We start from the raw sequence: 20,609 nt of genomic DNA, 5'->3' as shown, positions 1-20,609 counted from the left end.
AAGCAATCCATCTTTGCGGCACGAAGAAAGCTGGATTGCTTCGTCGCTGCGCTCCTCGCAATGACGGGGAAAATTTTGCACCGTCGTTCCGGGGCGATGCAAAGCATCGAACTACGATGCGCAATTGCGCATCGGAGAAGTTCGAGATTCTCAGGTGCGCAATTGCGCACCGTAGTTCGCGTCTTCGACGCGCCCCGGAATGACGGCGTTCCTTAAGCCTTCTTCAACACGCTGACGAAAAACCCGTCCGTCCCCGTCCTGCGCGGCGTCATCAGCCAGCCTTCCGCGGACTGCAGCGCTGCTTTCGCAAAATCCTCGGCCTTATCCCACAGCACGCTCGCCGTCTGCTCCGGCGGCACCACAGAAAATTCGGGATGCCGCGCCATGAACGCCCGGATCTGCTCGCCATTTTCGGCCGGGAGTACCGAGCACGTCACGTAAGCGATGCGGCCGCCCGGCTTCACCAGCGCGCTCGCGCGATCAAGCACTTCGGCCTGGTCCTTCAAGCGCACTTCCAGCGCGCCGGGGCGCATCCGCCATTTGGCGTCGGGGTTGCGGCGCCAGGTGCCGGTGCCGGTACAGGGCGCGTCGATCAGCACCAGATCGGCGGAGGCCCTGATGTCGGCGAGCGGATCGGCGTCGCCCTTCGGGGCGCGGACATCGGCATTATGGATGCCGGCGCGCGACAGCCGCTCGTAGATCGGGGCGAGCTGGCGCTTGTCGTGATCGGTCGCAATAAGCCGGCCCTTGCCCTGCATCATCGCCGCCAATGCCAGCGTCTTGCCGCCGGCGCCGGCGCAGAGATCGATCACCTGCTCGCCGGGTTTGGCGCCGGACAGCAAGGCTGCCAACTGCGAACCCTCGTCCTGGACCTCGATCGCGCCTTTAATAAAGTCTTCCTCGGCATGGATGCCGGGGTTGCGGGCGTCGGCGCCGAGTTCGATGCGCAGGCCGATCGGCGACCACGGCGTCGGCTCGGTGCCGAGATGCGAAAGCCGCGGCAACACCTTGTCGCGATTGGACTTCAGCGTGTTGACACGGAGGTCGAGCGGCGCCCGGCTCGCCATCGCGGTGGCTTCCGCCACGCGATCGTCGCCGAAGACGTTGGCCAGATGCGGGTCCAGCCATTCCGGATAGTCGCCGGCGATGTGCGGCGGCGCCTCATCCAGCGTCCGCGAGGTCAGCGCGGCGCGTTCGCCGGCGCTCAGCGGCTCCGGGGCAAAGCGGTCGCCATGGCAAAGATTTGAGATTGCGTCGGCATCCATGCCGCGCTCGAGCTTGAGCATGCCGAGCACGCGCGCGCGCGGCGTATCGGCATCCATGATCCACGCGCTCGAGGCGCGCCGGCGCAGCACGTCCCAGATCAGGCCGGCGATGGCGGCGCGGTCGCCGGATCCGGCAAAGCGGTGCGCGGTGCCCCACTCCTTCAGCACCTTCGCCGCGGGAACGCGCTGGGCGTCGATGGTCTCGATCAGTTCGATGGCTGCGGACAGCCGGGCGGCGGGAGTCATTCAGGGCTTTCAGATCAACAGCAGGATTTTCAGCGCGAAGTAGATCCACATCGCCAGCAGCACCAGCACGCCGGCAAACCAAACCATGCCGCGCTGCTGGACGTTGTTGGAGGTGACGAATATCCCGGCGTGGATGAACCGCAGCACCACGAACACCCAGGACATCAGCACGATGAAGAGGTCGGCGTGGCGCAACGGCAGCGCCAGCGCGATCAGGATGTAGAACAGGACCGGTATTTCGAACTGGTTGGAGAAGCAATCGCCGATTTGCGCCGTCCGTGCCGGCCATTTCGCCTGCCCCTGTGCGACGTCCCTGGGGTTGGTCTCTCCGCCCTTCAGCGCCCGGCCACGGCCGGCGGCCATTCCCAACAGCAAAAAGAAGGCAAGCCCGACCAGAACGAATACCGGCAGCAAAACCATTTGAACCGACATGAGAATCCCCCCTAAGGCCGCGCCAGAACAAGCTCTTAGCCGTCAGGCCGCCCGCTGACAAATCAGCCTTGATGCGGGTCATGAACCACAATCCGGCCTCAAGTGACCAATTATCGAGAGTTCCAGAGGTTCCGGCCGCAAACCGGCTCCAAGACGCCCCCGCGAGATGGCTCGATGAACATCACCTCCCCGATCCTGGCAAGTGCCGCCCGTGTCGCCGAACTGCCCGCCGATTCCGTCGCCTCATTGCTGAAAATCCTAGGCACCGGGACCGGCCTGTTCGACGACAGCCCGGACGGCGGGCTCGGCATGATCATGTCGGCGCTATCCGGCGTGGCCGCGGCGCTGGCGGTTGCGATCGGGTTGTCGATCTATTTCCGCAGCGGCTACCGCAGCCGGCGCGATCTCGTGAAGCACGGCCTCGCCGCCTCCGCCGTGCTGGTGCTGCTCGCCTTCGTGATTTCGGACATGCGGAACGCGGCGCTGGCCTATCTTGGCATCAATCCGACCAAGCCTGCGGTCGAGTTCGAAATCCGGCTACCGAAGGCCGCGCTCTCGGCAGTTAGCGATACGCAGGTGGAACTGCAAACCGACCGGAATCAAAAACTCGCGCAAGTCGACGACACACTGGTTCCGACCGCCGACGGCCGCAATATCCTGAAGGGCACCGTGACGCTCGACTACCGCACCGCTGAACGCTTCGTGGTGCTCAACCTCTCCGGCGACAGCCAGTGCCGGTTCAAGCTGCGGCTGCCGGCCAGCCCGACGCGCTCCGACCGCTACGGCCCGTGGCATCTCGCCGACGGCGTGACGGCTGCGAAAGGCGACGCCACGCCCGCGATCCATGACGCCTTCGCGATCCGCTATCGCGTGCTCTGAAATCTTTTAAGCAAGCATCGCGGCTGGACGCCGAACGCGGCGCGTTGCAGATTATCCCCGACATCAATCGCCGCATTCAAGCGGCCGCCATGACAGGGGATAACGCCTTGCGGTTTCGCGATCAGGACATTGTCTTTGCGCATGGCAGCAAGGGACAGAATCTCGACATTCCCTCCGCCAATCCGCTCAACTACTTCGACGTCGTCAGCAACGCCGCCGGCCTCTCCAAATTGACCATCGACGGCAAGCTCTTCCTGCCATCCGTTGACAAGCGTCAACGCGGCGGAAAATTGCCGCTGGTCCTGGTGGTGCCGGGTAGCCTCGGCGTCGCCCCATCGCATCTCGCCCATGCCGAGACACTGACGGATGACGGCTTCGCCACCTTCGTGCTCGACAGCTTTGGCGCGCGCGATGTTACTTCCACCGTCGCCAACCAGACCCAGTTTTCATTCGCATCCAGCGCCTATGACGTGCTGGCGGCGTGGAAGATTTTGGCCGGCCATCCGCAGATCGATGCCAACAGGATCGGCGCACAGGGCCACAGCCGCGGCGGATCCGCCGTGATGACAGCCGCCGCGCGCCGCTTCGCCGATGCCGTGCTGGGCGAAGGCGCCGGGCTCAAGGCGGTGCTCGCCGCCTATCCCTGGAGCGGTCACCAGTTTCTCGATCCGCGGGTTGGCGAAACCCAGATTCGCGTTGTCATGGGCGATGCCGACGAATGGTGCTCACCGATGCAGGTGCAGGGCCATTGCCAGGCGATCCGTCTTGCCGGCGGCTCGATCGCGATGCGGCTGATCGGCGGCGCGCAGCACAGCTTTGATCGCGGCACCGACATCGTCAACGTCGCGGAAGCCTCGGTCTCCCCCGCTGCGCCGACGGTGTACCTCGATGATAGCGGCGCCTTCATCCATCCGCTGCGCGATGTCGCCGACAGCAAGCTCAGTGATCGCGACCTGATGGTCTACGCGCTGACGGCCGGTTACGGCCGCAAGGGCGCCAAGATCGGCAGCCGCGCCGGCGAGAGCGAATTGTTTCGCGCGGATATGCTGGCGTTCTGGCAACGGACGTTGGGTTGATTGTCAACGAGGCGAGTTGTCATCACCCGCCTCGTGCGCAATTGCGTACAAGGCGGGGATGATAACTAAGTATGAAACTAAGTATGATGTGACACGATTTTCAATTTCGTCATCGTTTCGATTTCAAATTTTGATAGCAGGAGACCAAAAGGAATATTGCATGACCCAGTTCCGCCTGACGCAAATTTCGGATACCCACCTCGCCCGCCGTCTGCAACTGCTGACCGACAATTTCGATCACGTCCGCGCGCATATCGACGCGACGCGGCCGGACATCGTGGTCAACAGCGGCGATCTCTCGTTCGACGGCCCGACCAGCCGGAAGGATCTCGAATTCGCCAAGTCGCTGCATGAGGCGCTGCCGGTGCCCTGCCGCTATCTTCCCGGCAATCACGACCTCGGCGACAACCCGACCGCGATCGGCCCGGTGCCGCCACATCCGGCGACCGAGCCGCTGCGGCAGAATTTCATCGACGTGATCGGCGAGGACCGCTGGCGCTTCGAGGAGGCCGGCTGGTGCTTCATCGGACTGAACTCGCTGATCATGAACACCGGGATCGAAAGCGAGGCCGAGCAATTCGACTGGCTCGCGTCAGAACTCGGACGTGTGAACGGCAAGCCGGTGGCGCTGTTCATCCACAAGCCGCTGTTTCTCAACACGCCCGGCGATCCCGAGCTTGAGTCTTCCGCGATCCGCTACGTGCCGCAGCCCCGGCGCCAGCAACTGATCGAGATGTTGGGCAAGGTCAACCTGCGGCTGATCGCGTCAGGCCACGTTCACCAGCGCCGCGACTTCACGTTTGGCCACACCCGCCACGTCTGGGCGCCGTCGGCCGCCTTCAAGATTTCGGAAGCGCGGCAGGAGCTGATCGGCATCAAGGAATGCGGGCTGGTCGAGTATCGGTTTGCGTCCGACAGTTTTGAGGTTCGTCACGTCAAGGCACAGGGCCAGATCGATATCGATCTCGACGACGTGCTCAAGGCGTCGAAAAGCTGAGGGTCGGAGCTACCTCCACGTCGGACGGCCGACAGATCGCCCTAGCCGACGTCCTGACCGCCGACAACGGCAACCATGCCCCGCTCTAATTTTGCGTGATCAGTGAAGAGCGCGTGAGGGCCGCCCGCGCGAATTTCCTGGCGCTCAACGGCTTGCCGAACAGGAACCCCTGGACCTGGTCAAAACCCATATCGTGGATTGCGCAGAAATCAGCACGGGTTTCGACACCCTTCGCGACTGTCCGCACACCATGGTAATCTGCGAGATCGAGGATTCCACGACACACGATTTGTTTCAGCCGGTCATCCGCGCAGCCGTTGATGAATTGCCGATCAACCTTGAGTTCAATGAAGGGAAAGATATCGAACGCCGCCAGGGCCGGCCAGTCGGCGCCAACGTCGTCAATCGAGATCGCGATGTTTCGAAACCTCAGTCGTTGAGCAATTTCCAGCACCATATCACGATGACGCAAGACATCTTCGCAGCCAATTTCGATGAGCAATCCGCCGAACGCCGGATGCTTCGGCATTTTCAGGCACATCTCTGCGACCGCCGATTGATCCCCAAGAAAGGCGACCGGCAAGTTAATCGAGATTCCGATCGGGCCTTGCTGCCCGAGGAAATAGTGCCAATCTTCCAGGGCGCGGTTGATCACCAGCTCCGAAAATCCGCGGAAGCTCGGATCCCTGCAATCGGGGATGAAATCTGCGGGCGAAACAATTCCCCAGGTGGGATGGCGCATGCGGACAAGTGCCTCGGCGCCGCGCGGAGCGAGCGAATGGGCGTCGATTTTGTGCTGATACCACAATTCGAACCAGTCCAGCTTTAGCGCTTCTGCTACGTCGACGACCGGGCGGGGTCTTGCTCCCTGAGGAAGAAACATGGAGAGGCTGTCGCGCAGCGCTTCGGCGCTGAAGGGCGTCGGCAACGTCGGCAGCATTGCAATGCCCAGCTCATTGCCAAGTTGCCGCACAGCGGTGAGAAGGGTCGAGTCCCGCGGGCCGATGGAAAGCACCCACCCGCCGAACTCGTTTGCAGCAAGAATCCCTAAAATTTTGTCGAGCTCGATGCCATCACCCGACATTCCGAGAACGATAATATCCGGCGCAGCGTCAAGTACGGCAGTCAGCTCAGCGGAACTCGCGCATTCGCTGGAAATGAAGCCCAGTTCCTCGAGAATCTCGATGAGAAAGGTGCGATTGTGATTCTTTCCATCGACAACCAAAACGCGAGGCGCGATTTTTCGTTGCCCAAATATGGGGCGTTTGGTTCCTGGTTCCGAATGCTGAGTGTTCATGCGCGACGTTGAGGGTTCGAGCGGCGGTTATCCTGATCGAGGTATTTTAGGTTGGTCGGTTGGCGCAGCAATAAGCCGGACGCCGTCTTTCGATTTAAAGATTCGTCGATGCCGAAGTGCAACATCGATCGCCAACAATATGCCGCGGCATCCCGACAATCGTCGGCATGTCGCGCATGTTCATGATCGTCTTTATCCCGAAGCATCGAAGCTGATGCTCTCTCCCGTTTTGGTACAGCAACAGATCAGCCGTGCGCCACCTCGCGGCGGCAAACAGCCGCGACATCCCATGCAATAAGGCATCGGGCGTCATCAGATCGGAAGTGAGGCTTTGATCGGGCGTTTTTGCGTCGAAAGCAGTCATCGATGAGCGCGCTGAGGCTCACGCCTTGTCGGCCCGACCCGCACCAGTTGCTTGCCGAATTTCGCGCCCTTCAACAGGATCGCCGCCTCAGGCGGCGTAGTAGCCGCCGTCGATCGCATGTGCGGCACCGGTCATGAACGAGGCCTTGTCGGAACACATCCAGGCCACGGCTTCCGCGATTTCGGTCGGCACGCCCATCCGCCGCATCGGCACCTTGGCGAGAATTTCATCGCCGCGCTCTTCGACGGTCTCCCTGGTCATTGGCGTGGTGATGTAGCCGGGATTGACGCAGTTCACGCGGATGCCGTCGAGGGCGTATTCGAGCGCCGCACTCTTGGTCAGTCCGACCACGCCGTGCTTGGCCGCGACGTAATGCGACGAGGTGGCAAGCCCAACCAGGCCGGCGATCGAGGCGGTGTTGACGATCGCGCCGCCCTTGCCCTGCGACAGCATCTGGGTGACTTCGTGCTTGAGACACAGAAACACGCCAGTCAGGTTGACGGCGAGCATACGATCGAACGATTCCTGGCTGAGCTCGTGAATGCGCTGGCCGGCGGGACCGACGGCGCGTGGCGCAATGCCGGCATTGTTGAACGCGCAATCGATCCGCCCGAAGGCTGCGACCGTGCGCGCCACCATCGCGGCGACATCGGCTTCGCGCGTGACGTCGCCGCCGATCGCAATCGCCTGCCCGCCGGCGGCATTGATCAGCGCCACCGTCGCCGCGGCATCCGCCTCGGCGCGGTCGGTGACCGCGACAACGGCGCCCTCGCGCGCCATCACCACAGCGGTCGCCTGCCCAATCCCCGACGCGCCGCCGGTGACGAGCGCGACCTTGCCTTCAAGAATCCCTGCCATGGCTCATCTTCTCCGAGATGTTTTCTGGGCTCTACGCATTGTCCGGCCCGACCCGCACCAGTTGCTTGCCGAAGTTGGCGCCCTTCAACAGGCCCATGAACGCCGCGGGCGCGCTGTCGAGCCCTTCGGTGACGAACTCCTTGTGCTTGACCTTGCCCTCGCGGACCCAGCCCGACATGTCGCGCAGGAAGTCAGCATAACGCGCGGCGAAGTCAGAGACGATAAAGCCGCGGATGGTGAGGCGCTTGGTCAGCACGCTGCGCATCATCGCGCCGGCCCATTTCGGACTGGTTTCGCCGAAGTTATTGTATTCCGCGATCAGGCCGCACACCGGAATGCGCGCGAACGCATTCAGCAACGGGAATACCGCCTCGAACACCGCGCCGCCGACATTTTCAAAATAGACGTCGATGCCTTTCGGGCAGGCCTCTTTCAGTTTCGCCGCGAGCTGAGGATCGCGGTGATCGAGGCAATCGTCGAACCCGAGCTCCTTCTTCACGTAGTCGCACTTGTCCTTGCCGCCGGCGATGCCGACCGCCCGCGCGCCCTTGATCCGCGCGATCTGGCCGACCGCCGAACCGACAGCGCCGGAGGCCGCGGCGACGACGACGGTCTCGCCGGACTTGGGTTGGCCGATATCGAGCAGGCCCGTGTAGGCCGTCATGCCGGGCATGCCGAGTACGCCGACCGCGGTCGAGACCGGCGCGATCTTGGGATCGATCTTCGTCAGTCCCTTGCCGTCCGAAATCGCATGCGTCTGCCAGCCGGCACGCGACAGCACCACATCGCCCTTGGCAAAGGCAGGATTGTTCGACGCGATCACTTCGCTGACGGTGCCGCCTTCCATTACGCCGTCGACCGGCACCGGTGCGGCATAGGATGGCCCGTCGCTCATGCGGCCGCGCATGTAGGGATCGAGCGACAGCCAGATGGTCCGCAGCAGGACTTCGCCGGCGCCGGGTGTCGGCACCGGGCAATCCTCGAGGCGGAAATCGGACAGCTTCGGCTCGCCCTTGGGACGAGCGGCGAGAACAATGCGTTTGCCTTGAGACATGGCTGTTTCCTCTGGTTTTTATATTATTTCGTCACTGCGAGCGTAGCGAAGCAATCCATGCCTCCGCAAGCCGCGGAATGGATTGCTTCGTCGCTTTGCTCCCTTGCACAACGCTTCGCGTTTGTTGCAGGCAATGACGGCAGTGAATTCCGCGCCGTGGAAGCGACTTACACCCCGCCCGGGTAATTCGGGCTTTCGCGGGTGATCGTCACGTCGTGGACGTGGCTTTCGCGCAAGCCCGCGCCGGTGATGCGGACGAACTGGGCCTTCTCGTGGAATTCGGCGAGGTTGCGAGCGCCGACATAGCCCATCGCGGCGCGGAGACCGCCCGCAAGCTGATGCATGACATTGCCGACCGGGCCTTTGTACGGCACCTGGCCCTCGATGCCTTCAGGCACCAGCTTCAGCGTGTCCTTGATGTCCTGCTGGAAGTAGCGGTCGGCCGAGCCGCGCGCCATCGCGCCGACCGAGCCCATGCCGCGATAGGCCTTGTAGGAGCGGCCCTGCCACAGAAACACTTCGCCGGGCGTTTCGTCGGTGCCGGCCAGGAGCGAGCCGACCATGGCGATGTCGGCGCCGGCGGCGAGCGCCTTGGCGAGATCGCCTGAATATTTGATGCCGCCATCCGCAATCACGGGAATGTCCGACTTCTTCGCGGCCTCGACCGCGTCCATGATCGCGGTGAGCTGCGGCACGCCGACACCGGCGACGATGCGGGTGGTGCAGATCGAGCCCGGGCCGATGCCGACCTTGATCGCATCCGCGCCCGCATCGATCAGCGCCTGCGCGCCTTCTTTCGTTGCGATATTTCCGGCGATCACCTGCACGGCGTTGGAGAGCCGCTTGATGCGATTGACCGCTTCCAGCACATGCGACGAATGGCCGTGCGAGGTATCGACGACAACCAGATCGACACCGGCATCGATCAGCAGTTCGGTGCGTTCAAAGCCGCCGTCGCCGACGGTTGTCGCCGCCGCGACGCGCAAGCGGCCCTGCGCATCCTTGCAGGCCAAGGGATGCGCGACCGCCTTTTCCATGTCCTTGACGGTGATCAGGCCGACGCAGCGATACTGGTCGTCGACGACGAGCAACTTTTCGATGCGGTGCTGGTGCAGCATCCGCTTGGCCTCGTCCTGGCTGACGCCTTCGCGCACCGTGACGAGGTTTTCATGCGTCATCAGCTCCGAGATTTTCTGCTTGGGATCGGTGGCGAAGCGCACGTCGCGGTTAGTGAGAATGCCGACCAGCTTGCCGGGGACGCCCTTGCTGCCTCCGGTCACCACCGGAATGCCGGAAAATCCATGGTCATGCATCAACGCCGTCGCGTCAGAAAGCATGGCATCCGGACTGATGGTCAGCGGGTTCACCACCATGCCGGATTCGTATTTCTTGACCTGCCGCACCTGCGCCGCCTGGCCTTCAGGATCGAAATTGCGGTGGATGACGCCGACGCCGCCGGCCTGCGCCATCGCGATTGCCATGCGCGCTTCGGTGACGGTGTCCATCGCGGATGCGATGATCGGAATGTTGAGCGGAATCTCGCGGGTGGCGCGGGAGCGGATATCGACCTGACCTGGCAGAACGTCCGAGGGACCTGGCTTCAGCAGCACGTCGTCAAACGTGTACGCTTCGCGGATATCCTGAAGTCCCTGCGCCATTGCCAACTCCTTTCGGCGGCCTTCCGCCGCGATATTATCTTGGGATGAACGCCGCCTTCGGCGATGCTACCGGCATCGCCGTCGAATCGAAGCCCATCGGTGGGGTTGACGGTGGTCGATAGCATGGCAATTCGCCGAATCAAAGCGTTTGCCAGCCATGCACAGGCTTTTCGCGAAAAGCCTGTTTTCTGGAGCCTTTTCGGTTCTGATTAGAAATCAGAACCGGGCTCTAGCCTCTTGTTTTGACGCGTTTTCTTCACGCGAACCGGCACCCACTTCGCTCGAAAACGCGATGAAAGCCAGTGCAGGGTTTAGCGCTGATACCCCGGCGGCGGCCCGTGCTGGCGGATCGCCTCCACCACCTCCCGGTGCCGGCGATCTTCCCGCCTCATGTGAACGGCGATGAGCGCATGCGCCGACGGCACCAGCAGCAGGACGTGGAAAATCAGGCCGAAAACCAGGCAAAACACGATCAGAATCACGTTGAAAATCGCCGAAAACGGCTGCCCGTTCAGGAGCAGGCCGAGCGGCGGCAGCAAGGCAGCGAGGACATAGATCATGGCGCGGTCTCCGGCGGCGTCGCTCAGGATTTAGGTGGTATGTCCGGTTCCGCAATAGCTTGCGCGACACGGGGGTGATACAGCGCCTCACCCGCCTCCTTGCGAATCCCGATGGACAAACAACGCCTGATCCCGCTGATCGTCGCGACCGCCCTGTTCATGGAGAACATGGACTCGACAGTCATTGCGACCTCGTTGCCGGCGATCGCGGCGGATATCGGCACCAGCCCGCTGACGCTCAAGCTCGCGATCACCTCCTATCTGCTGTCGCTGGCCGTGTTCATTCCCGCCAGCGGCTGGACCGCCGACCGGTTCGGCGCGCGCATGGTGTTTGCGATCGCCATCGCGGTGTTCATGGTGGGATCGATCGGCTGCGCGCTGTCGCAATCGGTCACCCATTTCGTGATCGCCCGCATCCTGCAGGGCATGGGCGGGGCGATGATGACGCCGGTCGGCCGGCTGGTGCTGCTGCGCTCGATCGACAAGAGCGCGCTCGTCAATGCCATGACCTGGGTGACGGTGCCGGCGCTGATCGGACCCGTGATCGGTCCGCCGCTCGGCGGTTTCATCACCACCTATTTCTCATGGCACTGGATTTTCCTGATCAACATTCCGATCGGCCTGCTCGGCATCTTCCTGGCGATGAAGTATATCGATCCGATCCGCAGCGAAGATCCGGAGCGGTTCGATCTCTACGGGCTGTTGCTGGCGGGCGTTGGCCTCGCCGGCCTTGCCTTCGGCCTTTCGGTCGCCGGGCTCAATCTGTTGCCGTGGTCGATCATTGCAGGCCTGGTCGCCGTCGGATCGATCTCGATGACACTGTATGTCATGCATGCGCGGCGAACGGGATCGCCGGTGCTGGATTTTTCGCTGCTGCGGCTGTCGACGATGCGGGCCGCCATCATCGGCGGCTTTCTGTTCCGGCTCGGTATCGGCGCGCTGCCGTTCCTGCTGCCGTTGTTGATGCAGGTCGGCTTCGGCCTGTCGCCGTTCCAGTCCGGCCTGGTGACGTTCTCTTCCGCCGTCGGCGCGATGGGGATGAAGACGCTGGCCGCGCGCATCATCCGCACCTTCGGCTTCCGCAACCTGATGACGATCAACGCCGTGGTCAGTTCGGTGTTTCTCGCGGCCTGCGCCTTGTTCACGGTGACGACGCCGCTGATGCTGATTTTCATCATCCTCGTGGTCGGCGGCTTCTTCCGCTCGCTGCAATTCACCGCGATCACCACCGTCGCCTATGCCGAGGTCGAACCGGCCCAGATGAGCCGCGCCACCACGCTGGTCAGCGTCAACCAGCAACTGGCGATTTCCGCCGGCGTCGCGGTGGGCGCCTTCTCGGTGGAATCGACCATGCTGTACCATCACGTCACCGAACTCGACGCCAGCATGTTTGCGCCGGCGTTCCTCGTGGTCTCGATCATCTCGGCCACATCGGCCTATTTCTTCTGGCAAATGCCCGACGATGCCGGCCACGAGATTTCGGGCCGCAAGGCGGTCGAGATTTCCAGCCGCAAGGGTGCCGCCAAGGCGGCAGCGATCGCCGCCGGCGAAGGCACCGAGGATGCGCGCGATCAGCGGCTGGGGTAAATCGGAACCTGCGGCTATTTGCGCAGACATATCACCTGACATTACAGCCAGGTCGGCCAAATCCTGCTGACACTTTTGTTAATAGGCGCTAAAGAATCGAAGCGGTCACGCTGTCGTGACGGCTCTCTACCTTTATGGAGAGAGTAAGCCCGCGGTGACGTCGGCTGCCAGTGTGACCGCGCCTTCAAGGGCCAGCAGCGAAAGTACCGACGACACCCGCGATCAGCTGCTGATGACGCGGGCATCAAGCGCCGGCTCGGTCCTGTGCATTGGCTGACTTAATGCTTGATTGGGTCAAACTGCGCCGCGGCCGGATCGATCGTAATGTTTGCGACGTGCGCGATGGCAAGGCCGTCACCGCGCGGTACCATGACCAGCGACATCCGGTCTTTGCCGGGCGGCCTCATGACCCCGTCGGGCTGTCGGAACCCTCCCATCGACCAACGGACCACAGCGACAACCGCGCCTCCGGGCAGCGCCTCGACACTCTCGACCTCGTCGAGCTTGGCTGACCGCCCTTTGAACATCAGGTCGAAATAGGCCTGAAACGCAGCCTTGACTTCCGCCTTACCGCGCCAATGCATCCCGACGATATTGATCCAATGAACATCATCGATCGCAAGCCGCCACATGGCCGTCATGTCGGCCGCATTCCAGGTCGCTTCCCAACTATCCAGTACGGCTCGAACTTTCGAGCCCGTCGCATCGTCAACCGAAACCATCGCCATCCCTAATCGCTGCATCGAAGCGATCATGCGTGGAGTGCTCGGACAGGCGCTTGTATATTTCAGACTTCCGCCGGGAAAAAAATGTTGTCCCAGTCGCCGACGAACGCGCTTGGCGGCAGGCCGGCCAGAGCGTGACATTCCCGCACGAAATGCGCCTGGTCGAAGTAGCCGACTTCGTGGACGATGTCGGTCCACGGCCGTTGCGGAGCTTTGCGGCGGGCGACCAGCGCACGGTCAAACCGGATGGTCCGCGCATAGAGCTTGGGCGTCAGCCCTACCTGGGTCGCGAAACGGCGCTGAAACTGACGCGCTCCGAGATCAGATCGCTCGACGAGATCGTCAATGCGGACGCGACCTCGTGTTGCGATCAACAGTCGCGATGCATAGCCGATCGCCTCTTCTGGCCCGCGCTCCTGCATCGCGATGCCGATCCATCGTTCGGCCGCGGCCACGCGCGACTGGAAGTCCGCTGCGCGGCGTATCGCGCTATCGAGCACCGACGCGCCCGCGCCGAGAATCTCGGAAGCCGATGGATCCTGGTTGACCAGTGCAGTCATGTCGATACCGACCAGCCGGTTAAGGCCGGCGGGCTGAAACAGGATCATGAAGACGTGAATCTCGCCGGACAGATAGAGCTGGGCGCGGCGATAGGTCTGCGGCCCTACGACGATCGTATCCGACACGGTTTTCGCCGGACCGCCATCGAGCCGCACCCGATACGGATCGGCCAGGTGGACATCGAGGATTTGGTGAGGGCGTGCAGCTACCGGCCAGCTGAGCACGGCCGACCCGAGGCTTGCCCGCCGTTCTTCGAATGCGCGCACGACACCACGAAGCGTGGCGTGGGGTATCGCTCGGCTGATCTCCAAGCATGGCCTCCCGAGACCGCAGAGCCCTCGGAAGCAACACAATACTCCCCGACGGCCACGATGACGATAGCCCTACACGGCCTTTTGCGCGCCGCGAAATCCCGACGCCAGCACGTAACGTTCCGACGAGTCTGCCCGGCTCGAAGCCGGCTTGACGTGGCGAACGGTTGCGAAATCGCGCTTCAATTGCGCCAGCAACTCGCCTTCGGCGCCGCTTTGAAACACCTTTGCCAGAAACGTTCCGCCGGGATTGAGCACGTCGCAGGCAAAGGCAGCCGCGCTCTCGACCAGGCCGATGATGCGGAGCTGGTCGGTCTTGCGGTGGCCGGTGGTGTTGGCGGCCATGTCGGACATCACGACGTCGGCGCGGGTGCCCATCATCGCGATCAGTTTTTCCGGCGCGGCGTCAGCCAGAAAGTCGAGCTGCGCAAACTCGACGCCGGGTACTTCCGGCATTTCCAACAGATCGATCGCGACGATCTTGCCCTTGCCGTTAGGCCTACCGATACGCTTGGCCGCGACCTGGCTCCAGCCGCCGGGCGCGGCGCCGAGGTCGACCACCGAAATGCCCTGCTTGAGGAAGTGATACTTGTCGTCGATCTCGATCAGCTTGTAGGCCGCGCGCGAGCGCCAGCCGTCCTTCTTGGCTTGCGCCACATAGGGGTCGTTGAGCTGGCGCTCCAGCCAGAGCTTTGACGACAGCTTGCGCTTGCCGCCGCTCTTGACCGTAACGTGCAGCCGTCCGGTGGTGTCTTTTGCCATCTTGGTCCCAGTTGTCGTTCCGGGGCGATGCGGAGCATCGAACCCGGAACCTCGAGATTCCGGGTTCGCTTCGCGCCCCGGAATGACTCAGCAGTCGCTTAGCACGCCCTGAGCGCGCCGTCCTCGCGCATCATCTCGACCAGCATGCCCTCGCGCAGGCCGCGGTCGGCGACGCGCAGCCGCGGCAGCGGAAAGGCATCGCGGATGGCGTCGAGAATGGCGCAGCCGGCCAGCACCAGATCGGCGCGCTCGATGCTGATGCAACTGTTGTCGGCGCGCTCCTGGTAGCTCATGCCGAGCAGCCGCGTGATCACAGCCGTGACGTCCGAATTGTTCATCCAGACGCCGTCGATCCGCCTGCGGTCGTAGCGCATCAGGTTGAGATGGACGCCGGCCAGCGTCGTCACCGTGCCCGAGGTGCCCAGCATGTGCATGTCGCTGATATCACGGGCGTGCTCGGCCGCGAACGGCGCGACATATTGAGCGACCTCGGCCACCATGCGCGCATAGGAATCCGCGCTGACGTCCCGGCCGCCAAAATGCTCGGCCAGCGTGACGACGCCGAGCGGGATCGACATCCATGCCTTGATCCGCGGCGGCGCATTCGCCTCAGGGTCGCGCTCGATCCGCACCAGTTCGGTCGAGCCGCCACCGATGTCGAAAAGGATGGCGCCGCGCCCTCTGGGGTCAAGCAGCGGCGAGCAGCCGATGACAGCCAGCGTCGCCTCGGTCTCGCGATTGATCACCTCCAGCTTGATGCCGGTCTCACTCGCCACCCTCGCCCGGAAGCTTTCGGCATTGTCGGCGGCGCGGCAGGCTTCGGTCGCGATCAGCCGCAGGCGTTTGGCCTTGCGGTAGCGGATCTTGTCGCTGCAGATAGAGAGCGCCGCGATGGCGCGGTCGATCGCCGCTTCGCTGATGGAACCGGTCGCGGCGATGCCCTCGCCCAGCCGGATGATGCGCGAGAACGAGTCGACGACGCGAAACCCGTCGCCCGCGGGACTGGCGATCAGGAGCCGGCAATTGTTGGTGCCAAGGTCGAGTGCGGCGTAAACGCCGTTTGCGACGTCCACCGCAGCCGACCCTGGCGGGCTTCGGGCCGAAAGGCCTTCGCGAAGCCGCGGATCCTCGTTCATCAAAATTGTCTTTCCACGGCCGTTTAGACCAGCCGCCGAAGAATTACCGTTCACGGAAACTTTAGCAGCGCCAAGGGGGTAAGCAACAAGCCATCACATAGGACTATGCCTAATCAGGCGTTGTCGCTGGGGACGCGGTGCGTTATTTGAGCGGGAGCCCGCGATATCAGCGAAAATCCAAGCATTTCAGGTGTTTTTCGATGCAAGATCATACCTCACCGTCATCTCTCGAAAACGCTATTGCACTGCAAAAATATGGCGTCGGCCAGCCGGTGCGCCGCAAGGAAGACGACACGCTGGTCCGCGGCAAGGGCAAATACACCGACGATTTCTCCCTTCCCGGCCAGGCCTACTGCTGGATGGTCCGCTCCAGCCATGCCCACGGCATTATCAAGGGCATCGACACGACGGCCGCGAAAGCAATGCCCGGCGTGCTCGGCGCCTGGACCGGCGCCGACCTCGCGGCCGCGGGCTATAACCCCTTCACTTGCGGCCTGCCGCTGAAGAGCCGCGACGGCTCGCCGCTGCTGCAGACCAACCGTCCGGCGCTGGCGACCGACAAGGTGCGCTTCGTCGGCGATCCCGTTGCCTTTGTCGTCGCCGAGACGCTGGCGCAGGCGCGCGACGCCGCCGAAGCCGTCGAACTCGACATCGAGCCGCTTCCCGCCGTCACCGATGCTGCGGAAGCCGCCAAGCCGGGCGCGCCGCAGCTTTACGACCACATCCCCAACAACGTCGCGCTCGACTATCACTATGGCGACAGCGCGAAAATCGATGCCGCCTTCGCAACCGCCGCGCATGTGACAAAACTCGATATCGTCAACACCCGCGTCGCCGTGGTCTCGATGGAGCCGCGCGTCGCACTTGCCGCCTATGACAAGGCCAGCGAGCGCTTCACGGTCCAGGTGCCGACCCAGGGCGTTGCCGGCAACAAGGCCGGCTTTGCCAAAATCCTGAACGTGCCCACCGACAAGGTACGCATTCTCACCGCCAATGTCGGTGGCTCCTTTGGCATGAAGAACATGCACTATCCCGAATACGCCTGCATCGCGCACGCCGCGCGGGCGCTGGACCGTCCGGTGAAGTGGACCGACGAGCGGTCGACCAGTTTTCTGTCCGACAGCCAGGGCCGCGCGCAGTTGATCCACGCCGAGCTCGCGCTCGATGCCGAAGGCAAGTTCCTGGCGGTGCGCCTCGAAGGTTACGGCAATCTTGGCGCCTACATCACCGGCGTGGCGCCGGGCCCGCTGTCGCTCAACACCGGCAAGAACCTCGCCAGCGTCTACCGCACGCCGTTGCTCGGCGTCGATATCAAGACCGTGCTGACCAACACCACGCTGATGGGCGCCTATCGCGGCGCCGGCCGGCCGGAAGCCAATTACTACATGGAGCGGCTGATCGACCGCGCCGCCGACGAGATGGGCATCAACCGCCTCACCTTGCGCAAGCGCAACTTCATCAAGCCGGCGCAATTGCCGTTCGCGGCCGCCTCCGGCGTCACCTATGACAGCGGCGACTTCGCCGGGGTGTTCAACAAGGCGCTGGAGATATCCGACCACGCCAATTTTGCCAGGCGCAAGAAGGAAAGCAAAAAGAACGGCAAGCTGCGCGGCATCGCAGTCGGCTCCTATCTGGAAGTCACCGCTCCCCCGAGCGGCGAACTCGGCAAGATCACGTTCGAGCCGGATGGTTCGGTGAAGCTGACCACCGGTACGCTGGATTACGGCCAGGGCCACGCCACGCCGTTCGCGCAGGTGCTGTCGGCGCAGCTCGGCGTGCCCTTCGAGAAGATCACGCTCGAACAGGGTGACAGCGACCTCGTGCGCTTCGGCAACGGCACCGGCGGCTCGCGCTCGATCACCGCCACGGGACAGGCGATCGTCGAATCCTCCGCGCTGGTGGTCGCAAAGGGCAAGCAGGCGGCAGCTCATCTGATGGAGGCTTCCGAGGGCGACATCGAATTCGCCGGCGGCCGCTTCACCATCGCCGGCACCGACCGCTCGATCGGCATCATGGAACTGGCGCAGCGCCTGCGTGACGGCAAGATGCCGGAAGGCACGCCGTCCTCGCTCGACGTCGACCATGCTACCAAGGATACGCCGTCGACGTTCCCGAACGGCTGCCATGTCGCGGAAGTCGAGATCGATCCTGAAACCGGCGTGACCCGGATCGTGCGCTACTTCGCGGTCAACGATTTCGGCACCGTCGTCAACCCGATGATCGTCGCCGGCCAATTGCATGGCGGCGTCGCGCAAGGCATCGGCCAGGCGCTGATGGAGGAAGTCAGCTACGACGAGAGCGGCCAGCCGATCACCGGCTCGTTCATGGACTACGCGATGCCGCGCGCCGAGGACATTCCGCTGATGGAAGTCGGCGACCACCCCTCGCCCGCCAAAACCAATCCGCTGGGCACCAAGGGCTGCGGCGAAGCCGGCTGCGCCGGCAGCCTGGTCTGCATCGTCAATGCGGTTCTCGATGCGCTGTCGGAGTACGGCATCAAGCAGATCGAGATGCCGCTGACGCCGGAACGGGTCTGGCGTGCGATCCAGGACGCGAAGAAGACGAAGGCGGCGTGAGCTTCACTAGACGCCACAAATACAGCTGTCATCGCCCGGCTTGACCGGGCGACCCAGTATTCCAGAGACGCTCATTGTAGAACCGATAGGCCGCGGCGTACTGGATACCCGCCTTCGCGGGTATGACGGGTTGGAGATGGATTGCCGGGTCACAGGCGAGCGGAAGCGACGCCGTCCTTCAGACGGCTATGCCCGGCAATAACAAGGTTCACGCCGCCATCTTCAACGCCCGGTCCAACAGCTCCAGCCGGTCCTGGCCCCAAAAAATTTCACCCGACGGCAGCACATAGCTCGGCGCGCCGAACACGCCGGCTTTCACGGCTTCCTGGGTGTATTGATCGAGCAGCGCGTCGAGCTCTGCATCCGATGGACCGGCGGCGCGCAAGGCCGCGGCGTCGAGGCCGGCGCGCTCGGCCGCCGAGGCGATGGTGGCGGGATCGCCAAGCTTCTCCTCGCGCTCCCATAGCGCGCGGCCGAACTCCAGCGACAGAAGGTGGGCGTCCTTGCCCTGCAGCTTGGCCGCGATGACAAGCCGCGTCGCGGGGATGTCGTCGCAGGGGAAATGCCTGGGCTCGAGATTGAGCGGCCGTTCCCTTACCTCGCGCCAGCGCTTCAAATCCATCAGGCGGTAGGCCTGCCGCTGCGGCGAACGCTTCGGCAGCGGCAGCCCGCCGGTCTGTTCGAAGATCGGCCCGAACTTGGCCGGCTTGACGTTGACGGTCGCGCCATGACGCCGCGCGATCTCGGCGAACGGTGCGCTGCCGAGATAAGTCCAGGGCGAGTTGAGGCTGACGTAATAATCGATGGTGATGGGCATGAGCTTACGCCGCGGCCTGTTCGCGCGGCTGGTAGATCGCGATGTGGTGGCAATGCGCCAGCGGCGTCTTGCCGTTAGCCACAACCAGCGCGTCGAGTTCGACGAAGCGATGGCCCTTCTTGTCGTAATTGCCGGTCACTTTCGCGCGCGCCGTGATGACGTCGCCGGCGTTGGCGGCCGAGAGCAACTGCATCTTGCTGCCGACGTGAATCCACGGCCCCAGGATGGCGTTGTCGACCAGCACCTTGTTCATCACCCGCTGCAGCAGGCCGGGATGGCCGAGGCCTTCGCGCGCGTAGATCGGATCGGTTTCCCGGATATCGGCGAGATATTCGCGTGCCGCATCGCCGGCCCAGTCGCGCGGCAGCGTGCCAAGCCATTTGCCGACTTCGTACGAGCCGGCATTGACCGGATGGCGCTCGGCGACCGGTGCGACTTCGGTGAAATCTGCAAGAGAGAAGCCGGGCGCGGACGACGGAAACGACGCCGTGCCGGTGGCGCAGAGCCCGTCGCGGCTATGGACCTCGATCGAGAGGATGCCGCCGCTTTCGCTGCCGGTGAGTTCGGCGACTTCGCCATCATAGACCGGCTTGACGAAGCGCGCGTCCATCAGCCCGCGCTCGAGGAAGGCGCGGCCCCATTTTTCGACCGGCAGATGGGTCATGTAGGCGAAAACGTCGACGCCGGGGACGAGGCCGCCCGAGAAGCCGAACCGGCGCGCCACGGCATCGTCGTGGATCTTGTTTTCGGATAATTTCGAGGTGTTGTAGGCGGTGACGCGGTAGCTGGTCATGTCCTCAGGTTTCCTCTGATTTTGTTGTTATTTCCTAAGGTTATCGTACGCGAAGAATGTGCCATGGCAAGCATGTTCCCGCCGCTGTTTCCCTCGCAATTCCCGACCCGATAGAGTACCACCCGCGAAACGGAATTTGGACCGAATCCACCCCTCATGCCGCCTGACGCTAACCTGACCCGCATCTATGTCGATGCCGACGCCTGCCCGGTGAAAGACGAGATCTATCGCGTCGCGATCCGGCACGGCCTGCCGGTCAGCGTGGTTGCGGGCAATTTCATCCGCGTGCCGCAGGATCCGCTGATCGAGCGTATCGCCGCCGGTTCCGGCATGGATGCCGCCGACGACTGGATCGCGGAGCGCGCGCACAAGGGCGACATCGTCATCACCTCGGATATCCCGCTCGCCAGCCGCTGCGTGAAATCAGGTGCAGAAGTGATCGCGCCGAACGGCAAGCCGTTCACGGAACAATCGATCGGCATGACCTTGGCGGTGCGCAACCTGATGACGGATTTGCGCTCCTCCGGCGAAGTTACCGGTGGCCCGAAGTCCTACTCGCCCCGCGACCGTTCGGCGTTTCTGTCGACGCTCGACCAGACCATTCGCCGGATCCAGCGCCAGCGCGCCGAACAGCCCGCGCCGAACCAGAATTGAA

Annotated in this window: 20 protein-coding genes; 6 read left to right on the top strand and 14 right to left on the bottom strand. The window is 63.3% G+C overall.

Annotated features, from left to right (window positions below):
- Positions 1–212 precede the first annotated feature (212 nt).
- Both BLS26_RS32385 and BLS26_RS32380 read right to left on the bottom strand, forming a co-directional pair.
- Entirely contained in the window at positions 213–1,511 is a 1,299-nt protein-coding gene (locus BLS26_RS32385; protein WP_092516523.1) for an RsmB/NOP family class I SAM-dependent RNA methyltransferase, read from the bottom strand.
- A gap of 9 nt (positions 1,512–1,520) precedes the next feature.
- Positions 1,521–1,943 (bottom strand): MAPEG family protein, encoded by a 423-nt coding sequence (locus BLS26_RS32380; RefSeq protein ID WP_092516522.1) that lies wholly within the window; start codon positions 1,941–1,943, stop codon positions 1,521–1,523.
- Between the two features lie 174 nt (positions 1,944–2,117).
- Here BLS26_RS32380 and BLS26_RS32375 point away from each other — a divergent pair, with 174 nt between their 5' ends.
- The 3 genes from BLS26_RS32375 (at position 2,118) to BLS26_RS32365 (ending at position 4,895) form a co-directional block, all read left to right on the top strand.
- Complete coding sequence (locus tag BLS26_RS32375) at positions 2,118–2,822, top strand: acriflavin resistance protein (RefSeq protein WP_244541767.1); 705 nt, start codon at positions 2,118–2,120, stop codon at positions 2,820–2,822.
- 107 nt (positions 2,823–2,929) lie between these two features.
- On the top strand, positions 2,930–3,898 hold the full coding sequence (locus tag BLS26_RS32370; RefSeq protein WP_157676646.1) for a dienelactone hydrolase family protein: 969 nt from the start codon (positions 2,930–2,932) through the stop codon (positions 3,896–3,898).
- Positions 3,899–4,058: 160 nt separating this feature from the next.
- Positions 4,059–4,895, top strand: coding sequence for a metallophosphoesterase (locus BLS26_RS32365; protein WP_092516520.1), 837 nt, complete (start codon positions 4,059–4,061; stop codon positions 4,893–4,895).
- An 85-nt stretch (positions 4,896–4,980) separates the two neighbouring features.
- On the opposite strand, the gene BLS26_RS32360 is transcribed toward BLS26_RS32365, so the two are convergent.
- The 6 genes from BLS26_RS32360 to BLS26_RS32335 form a co-directional block, all read right to left on the bottom strand.
- Positions 4,981–6,192, bottom strand: a complete 1,212-nt coding sequence (locus BLS26_RS32360) for an EAL domain-containing protein (protein ID WP_092516519.1) — start codon at positions 6,190–6,192, stop codon at positions 4,981–4,983.
- A gap of 94 nt (positions 6,193–6,286) precedes the next feature.
- Complete coding sequence (locus BLS26_RS32355; protein ID WP_092516518.1) at positions 6,287–6,556, bottom strand: hypothetical protein; 270 nt, start codon at positions 6,554–6,556, stop codon at positions 6,287–6,289.
- Between the two features lie 87 nt (positions 6,557–6,643).
- Entirely contained in the window at positions 6,644–7,414 is a 771-nt protein-coding gene (locus tag BLS26_RS32350) for an SDR family NAD(P)-dependent oxidoreductase (RefSeq protein WP_092516517.1), read from the bottom strand.
- A gap of 31 nt (positions 7,415–7,445) precedes the next feature.
- Positions 7,446–8,468 (bottom strand): NADP-dependent oxidoreductase, encoded by a 1,023-nt coding sequence (locus tag BLS26_RS32345; protein ID WP_092516516.1) that lies wholly within the window; start codon positions 8,466–8,468, stop codon positions 7,446–7,448.
- Between the two features lie 167 nt (positions 8,469–8,635).
- Positions 8,636–10,126, bottom strand: a complete 1,491-nt coding sequence (gene guaB / locus BLS26_RS32340) for an IMP dehydrogenase (protein ID WP_172804740.1) — start codon at positions 10,124–10,126, stop codon at positions 8,636–8,638.
- Between the two features lie 311 nt (positions 10,127–10,437).
- Positions 10,438–10,686, bottom strand: coding sequence for a hypothetical protein (locus BLS26_RS32335; protein ID WP_092516514.1), 249 nt, complete (start codon positions 10,684–10,686; stop codon positions 10,438–10,440).
- A gap of 111 nt (positions 10,687–10,797) precedes the next feature.
- Here BLS26_RS32335 and BLS26_RS32330 point away from each other — a divergent pair, with 111 nt between their 5' ends.
- On the top strand, positions 10,798–12,273 hold the full coding sequence (locus tag BLS26_RS32330; RefSeq protein WP_092516513.1) for a DHA2 family efflux MFS transporter permease subunit: 1,476 nt from the start codon (positions 10,798–10,800) through the stop codon (positions 12,271–12,273).
- Between the two features lie 278 nt (positions 12,274–12,551).
- Here the strand turns inward: BLS26_RS32330 and BLS26_RS32325 are convergent, their stop codons facing one another.
- The 4 genes from BLS26_RS32325 to BLS26_RS32310 form a co-directional block, all read right to left on the bottom strand.
- Positions 12,552–13,028, bottom strand: coding sequence for an SgcJ/EcaC family oxidoreductase (locus tag BLS26_RS32325; protein WP_157676645.1), 477 nt, complete (start codon positions 13,026–13,028; stop codon positions 12,552–12,554).
- A gap of 32 nt (positions 13,029–13,060) precedes the next feature.
- Positions 13,061–13,870, bottom strand: a complete 810-nt coding sequence (locus BLS26_RS32320) for an AraC family transcriptional regulator (RefSeq protein ID WP_157676644.1) — start codon at positions 13,868–13,870, stop codon at positions 13,061–13,063.
- Positions 13,871–13,942: 72 nt separating this feature from the next.
- Positions 13,943–14,632, bottom strand: a complete 690-nt coding sequence (locus BLS26_RS32315; RefSeq protein ID WP_092516510.1) for an RlmE family RNA methyltransferase — start codon at positions 14,630–14,632, stop codon at positions 13,943–13,945.
- A gap of 98 nt (positions 14,633–14,730) precedes the next feature.
- Positions 14,731–15,768, bottom strand: a complete 1,038-nt coding sequence (locus BLS26_RS32310) for a Ppx/GppA phosphatase family protein (protein ID WP_092516509.1) — start codon at positions 15,766–15,768, stop codon at positions 14,731–14,733.
- Between the two features lie 200 nt (positions 15,769–15,968).
- Between BLS26_RS32310 and BLS26_RS32305 the strand changes: the two genes are divergently transcribed.
- Positions 15,969–18,344 (top strand): xanthine dehydrogenase family protein molybdopterin-binding subunit, encoded by a 2,376-nt coding sequence (locus tag BLS26_RS32305; RefSeq protein ID WP_092516508.1) that lies wholly within the window; start codon positions 15,969–15,971, stop codon positions 18,342–18,344.
- 208 nt (positions 18,345–18,552) lie between these two features.
- On the opposite strand, the gene BLS26_RS32300 is transcribed toward BLS26_RS32305, so the two are convergent.
- Both BLS26_RS32300 and BLS26_RS32295 read right to left on the bottom strand, forming a co-directional pair.
- Positions 18,553–19,161, bottom strand: a complete 609-nt coding sequence (locus BLS26_RS32300) for a 2-hydroxychromene-2-carboxylate isomerase (protein WP_092516507.1) — start codon at positions 19,159–19,161, stop codon at positions 18,553–18,555.
- 4 nt (positions 19,162–19,165) lie between these two features.
- Positions 19,166–19,954, bottom strand: coding sequence for a hypothetical protein (locus BLS26_RS32295; protein WP_092516506.1), 789 nt, complete (start codon positions 19,952–19,954; stop codon positions 19,166–19,168).
- Positions 19,955–20,110: 156 nt separating this feature from the next.
- Here BLS26_RS32295 and BLS26_RS32290 point away from each other — a divergent pair, with 156 nt between their 5' ends.
- Positions 20,111–20,608, top strand: a complete 498-nt coding sequence (locus tag BLS26_RS32290; RefSeq protein WP_092516505.1) for a YaiI/YqxD family protein — start codon at positions 20,111–20,113, stop codon at positions 20,606–20,608.
- Position 20,609: the final 1 nt, after the last annotated feature.

The sequence above is a fragment of the Afipia sp. GAS231 genome, assembly GCF_900103365.1.
Lineage (GTDB): Bacteria > Pseudomonadota > Alphaproteobacteria > Rhizobiales > Xanthobacteraceae > Bradyrhizobium.
This window is presented reverse-complemented; position numbering and strand designations above follow the sequence as displayed.

Excerpts from the sequence above, each read along its gene's own strand:
- BLS26_RS32385 (WP_092516523.1), bottom strand. The coding sequence starts at position 1,511 with ATGACTCCCGCCGCCCGGCTGTCCGCAGCCATCGAACTGATCGAGACC.
- BLS26_RS32380 (WP_092516522.1), bottom strand. The coding sequence starts at position 1,943 with ATGTCGGTTCAAATGGTTTTGCTGCCGGTATTCGTTCTGGTCGGGCTT.
- BLS26_RS32375 (WP_244541767.1), top strand. The coding sequence starts at position 2,118 with ATGAACATCACCTCCCCGATCCTGGCAAGTGCCGCCCGTGTCGCCGAA.
- BLS26_RS32365 (WP_092516520.1), top strand. The coding sequence starts at position 4,059 with ATGACCCAGTTCCGCCTGACGCAAATTTCGGATACCCACCTCGCCCGC.
- BLS26_RS32360 (WP_092516519.1), bottom strand. The coding sequence starts at position 6,192 with ATGAACACTCAGCATTCGGAACCAGGAACCAAACGCCCCATATTTGGG.
- BLS26_RS32355 (WP_092516518.1), bottom strand. The coding sequence starts at position 6,556 with ATGACTGCTTTCGACGCAAAAACGCCCGATCAAAGCCTCACTTCCGAT.
- BLS26_RS32350 (WP_092516517.1), bottom strand. The coding sequence starts at position 7,414 with ATGGCAGGGATTCTTGAAGGCAAGGTCGCGCTCGTCACCGGCGGCGCG.
- BLS26_RS32345 (WP_092516516.1), bottom strand. The coding sequence starts at position 8,468 with ATGTCTCAAGGCAAACGCATTGTTCTCGCCGCTCGTCCCAAGGGCGAG.
- guaB (WP_172804740.1), bottom strand. The coding sequence starts at position 10,126 with ATGGCGCAGGGACTTCAGGATATCCGCGAAGCGTACACGTTTGACGAC.
- BLS26_RS32335 (WP_092516514.1), bottom strand. The coding sequence starts at position 10,686 with ATGATCTATGTCCTCGCTGCCTTGCTGCCGCCGCTCGGCCTGCTCCTG.
- BLS26_RS32330 (WP_092516513.1), top strand. The coding sequence starts at position 10,798 with ATGGACAAACAACGCCTGATCCCGCTGATCGTCGCGACCGCCCTGTTC.
- BLS26_RS32325 (WP_157676645.1), bottom strand. The coding sequence starts at position 13,028 with ATGATCGCTTCGATGCAGCGATTAGGGATGGCGATGGTTTCGGTTGAC.
- BLS26_RS32315 (WP_092516510.1), bottom strand. The coding sequence starts at position 14,632 with ATGGCAAAAGACACCACCGGACGGCTGCACGTTACGGTCAAGAGCGGC.
- BLS26_RS32310 (WP_092516509.1), bottom strand. The coding sequence starts at position 15,768 with ATGAACGAGGATCCGCGGCTTCGCGAAGGCCTTTCGGCCCGAAGCCCG.
- BLS26_RS32305 (WP_092516508.1), top strand. The coding sequence starts at position 15,969 with ATGCAAGATCATACCTCACCGTCATCTCTCGAAAACGCTATTGCACTG.
- BLS26_RS32300 (WP_092516507.1), bottom strand. The coding sequence starts at position 19,161 with ATGCCCATCACCATCGATTATTACGTCAGCCTCAACTCGCCCTGGACT.
- BLS26_RS32295 (WP_092516506.1), bottom strand. The coding sequence starts at position 19,954 with ATGACCAGCTACCGCGTCACCGCCTACAACACCTCGAAATTATCCGAA.
- BLS26_RS32290 (WP_092516505.1), top strand. The coding sequence starts at position 20,111 with ATGCCGCCTGACGCTAACCTGACCCGCATCTATGTCGATGCCGACGCC.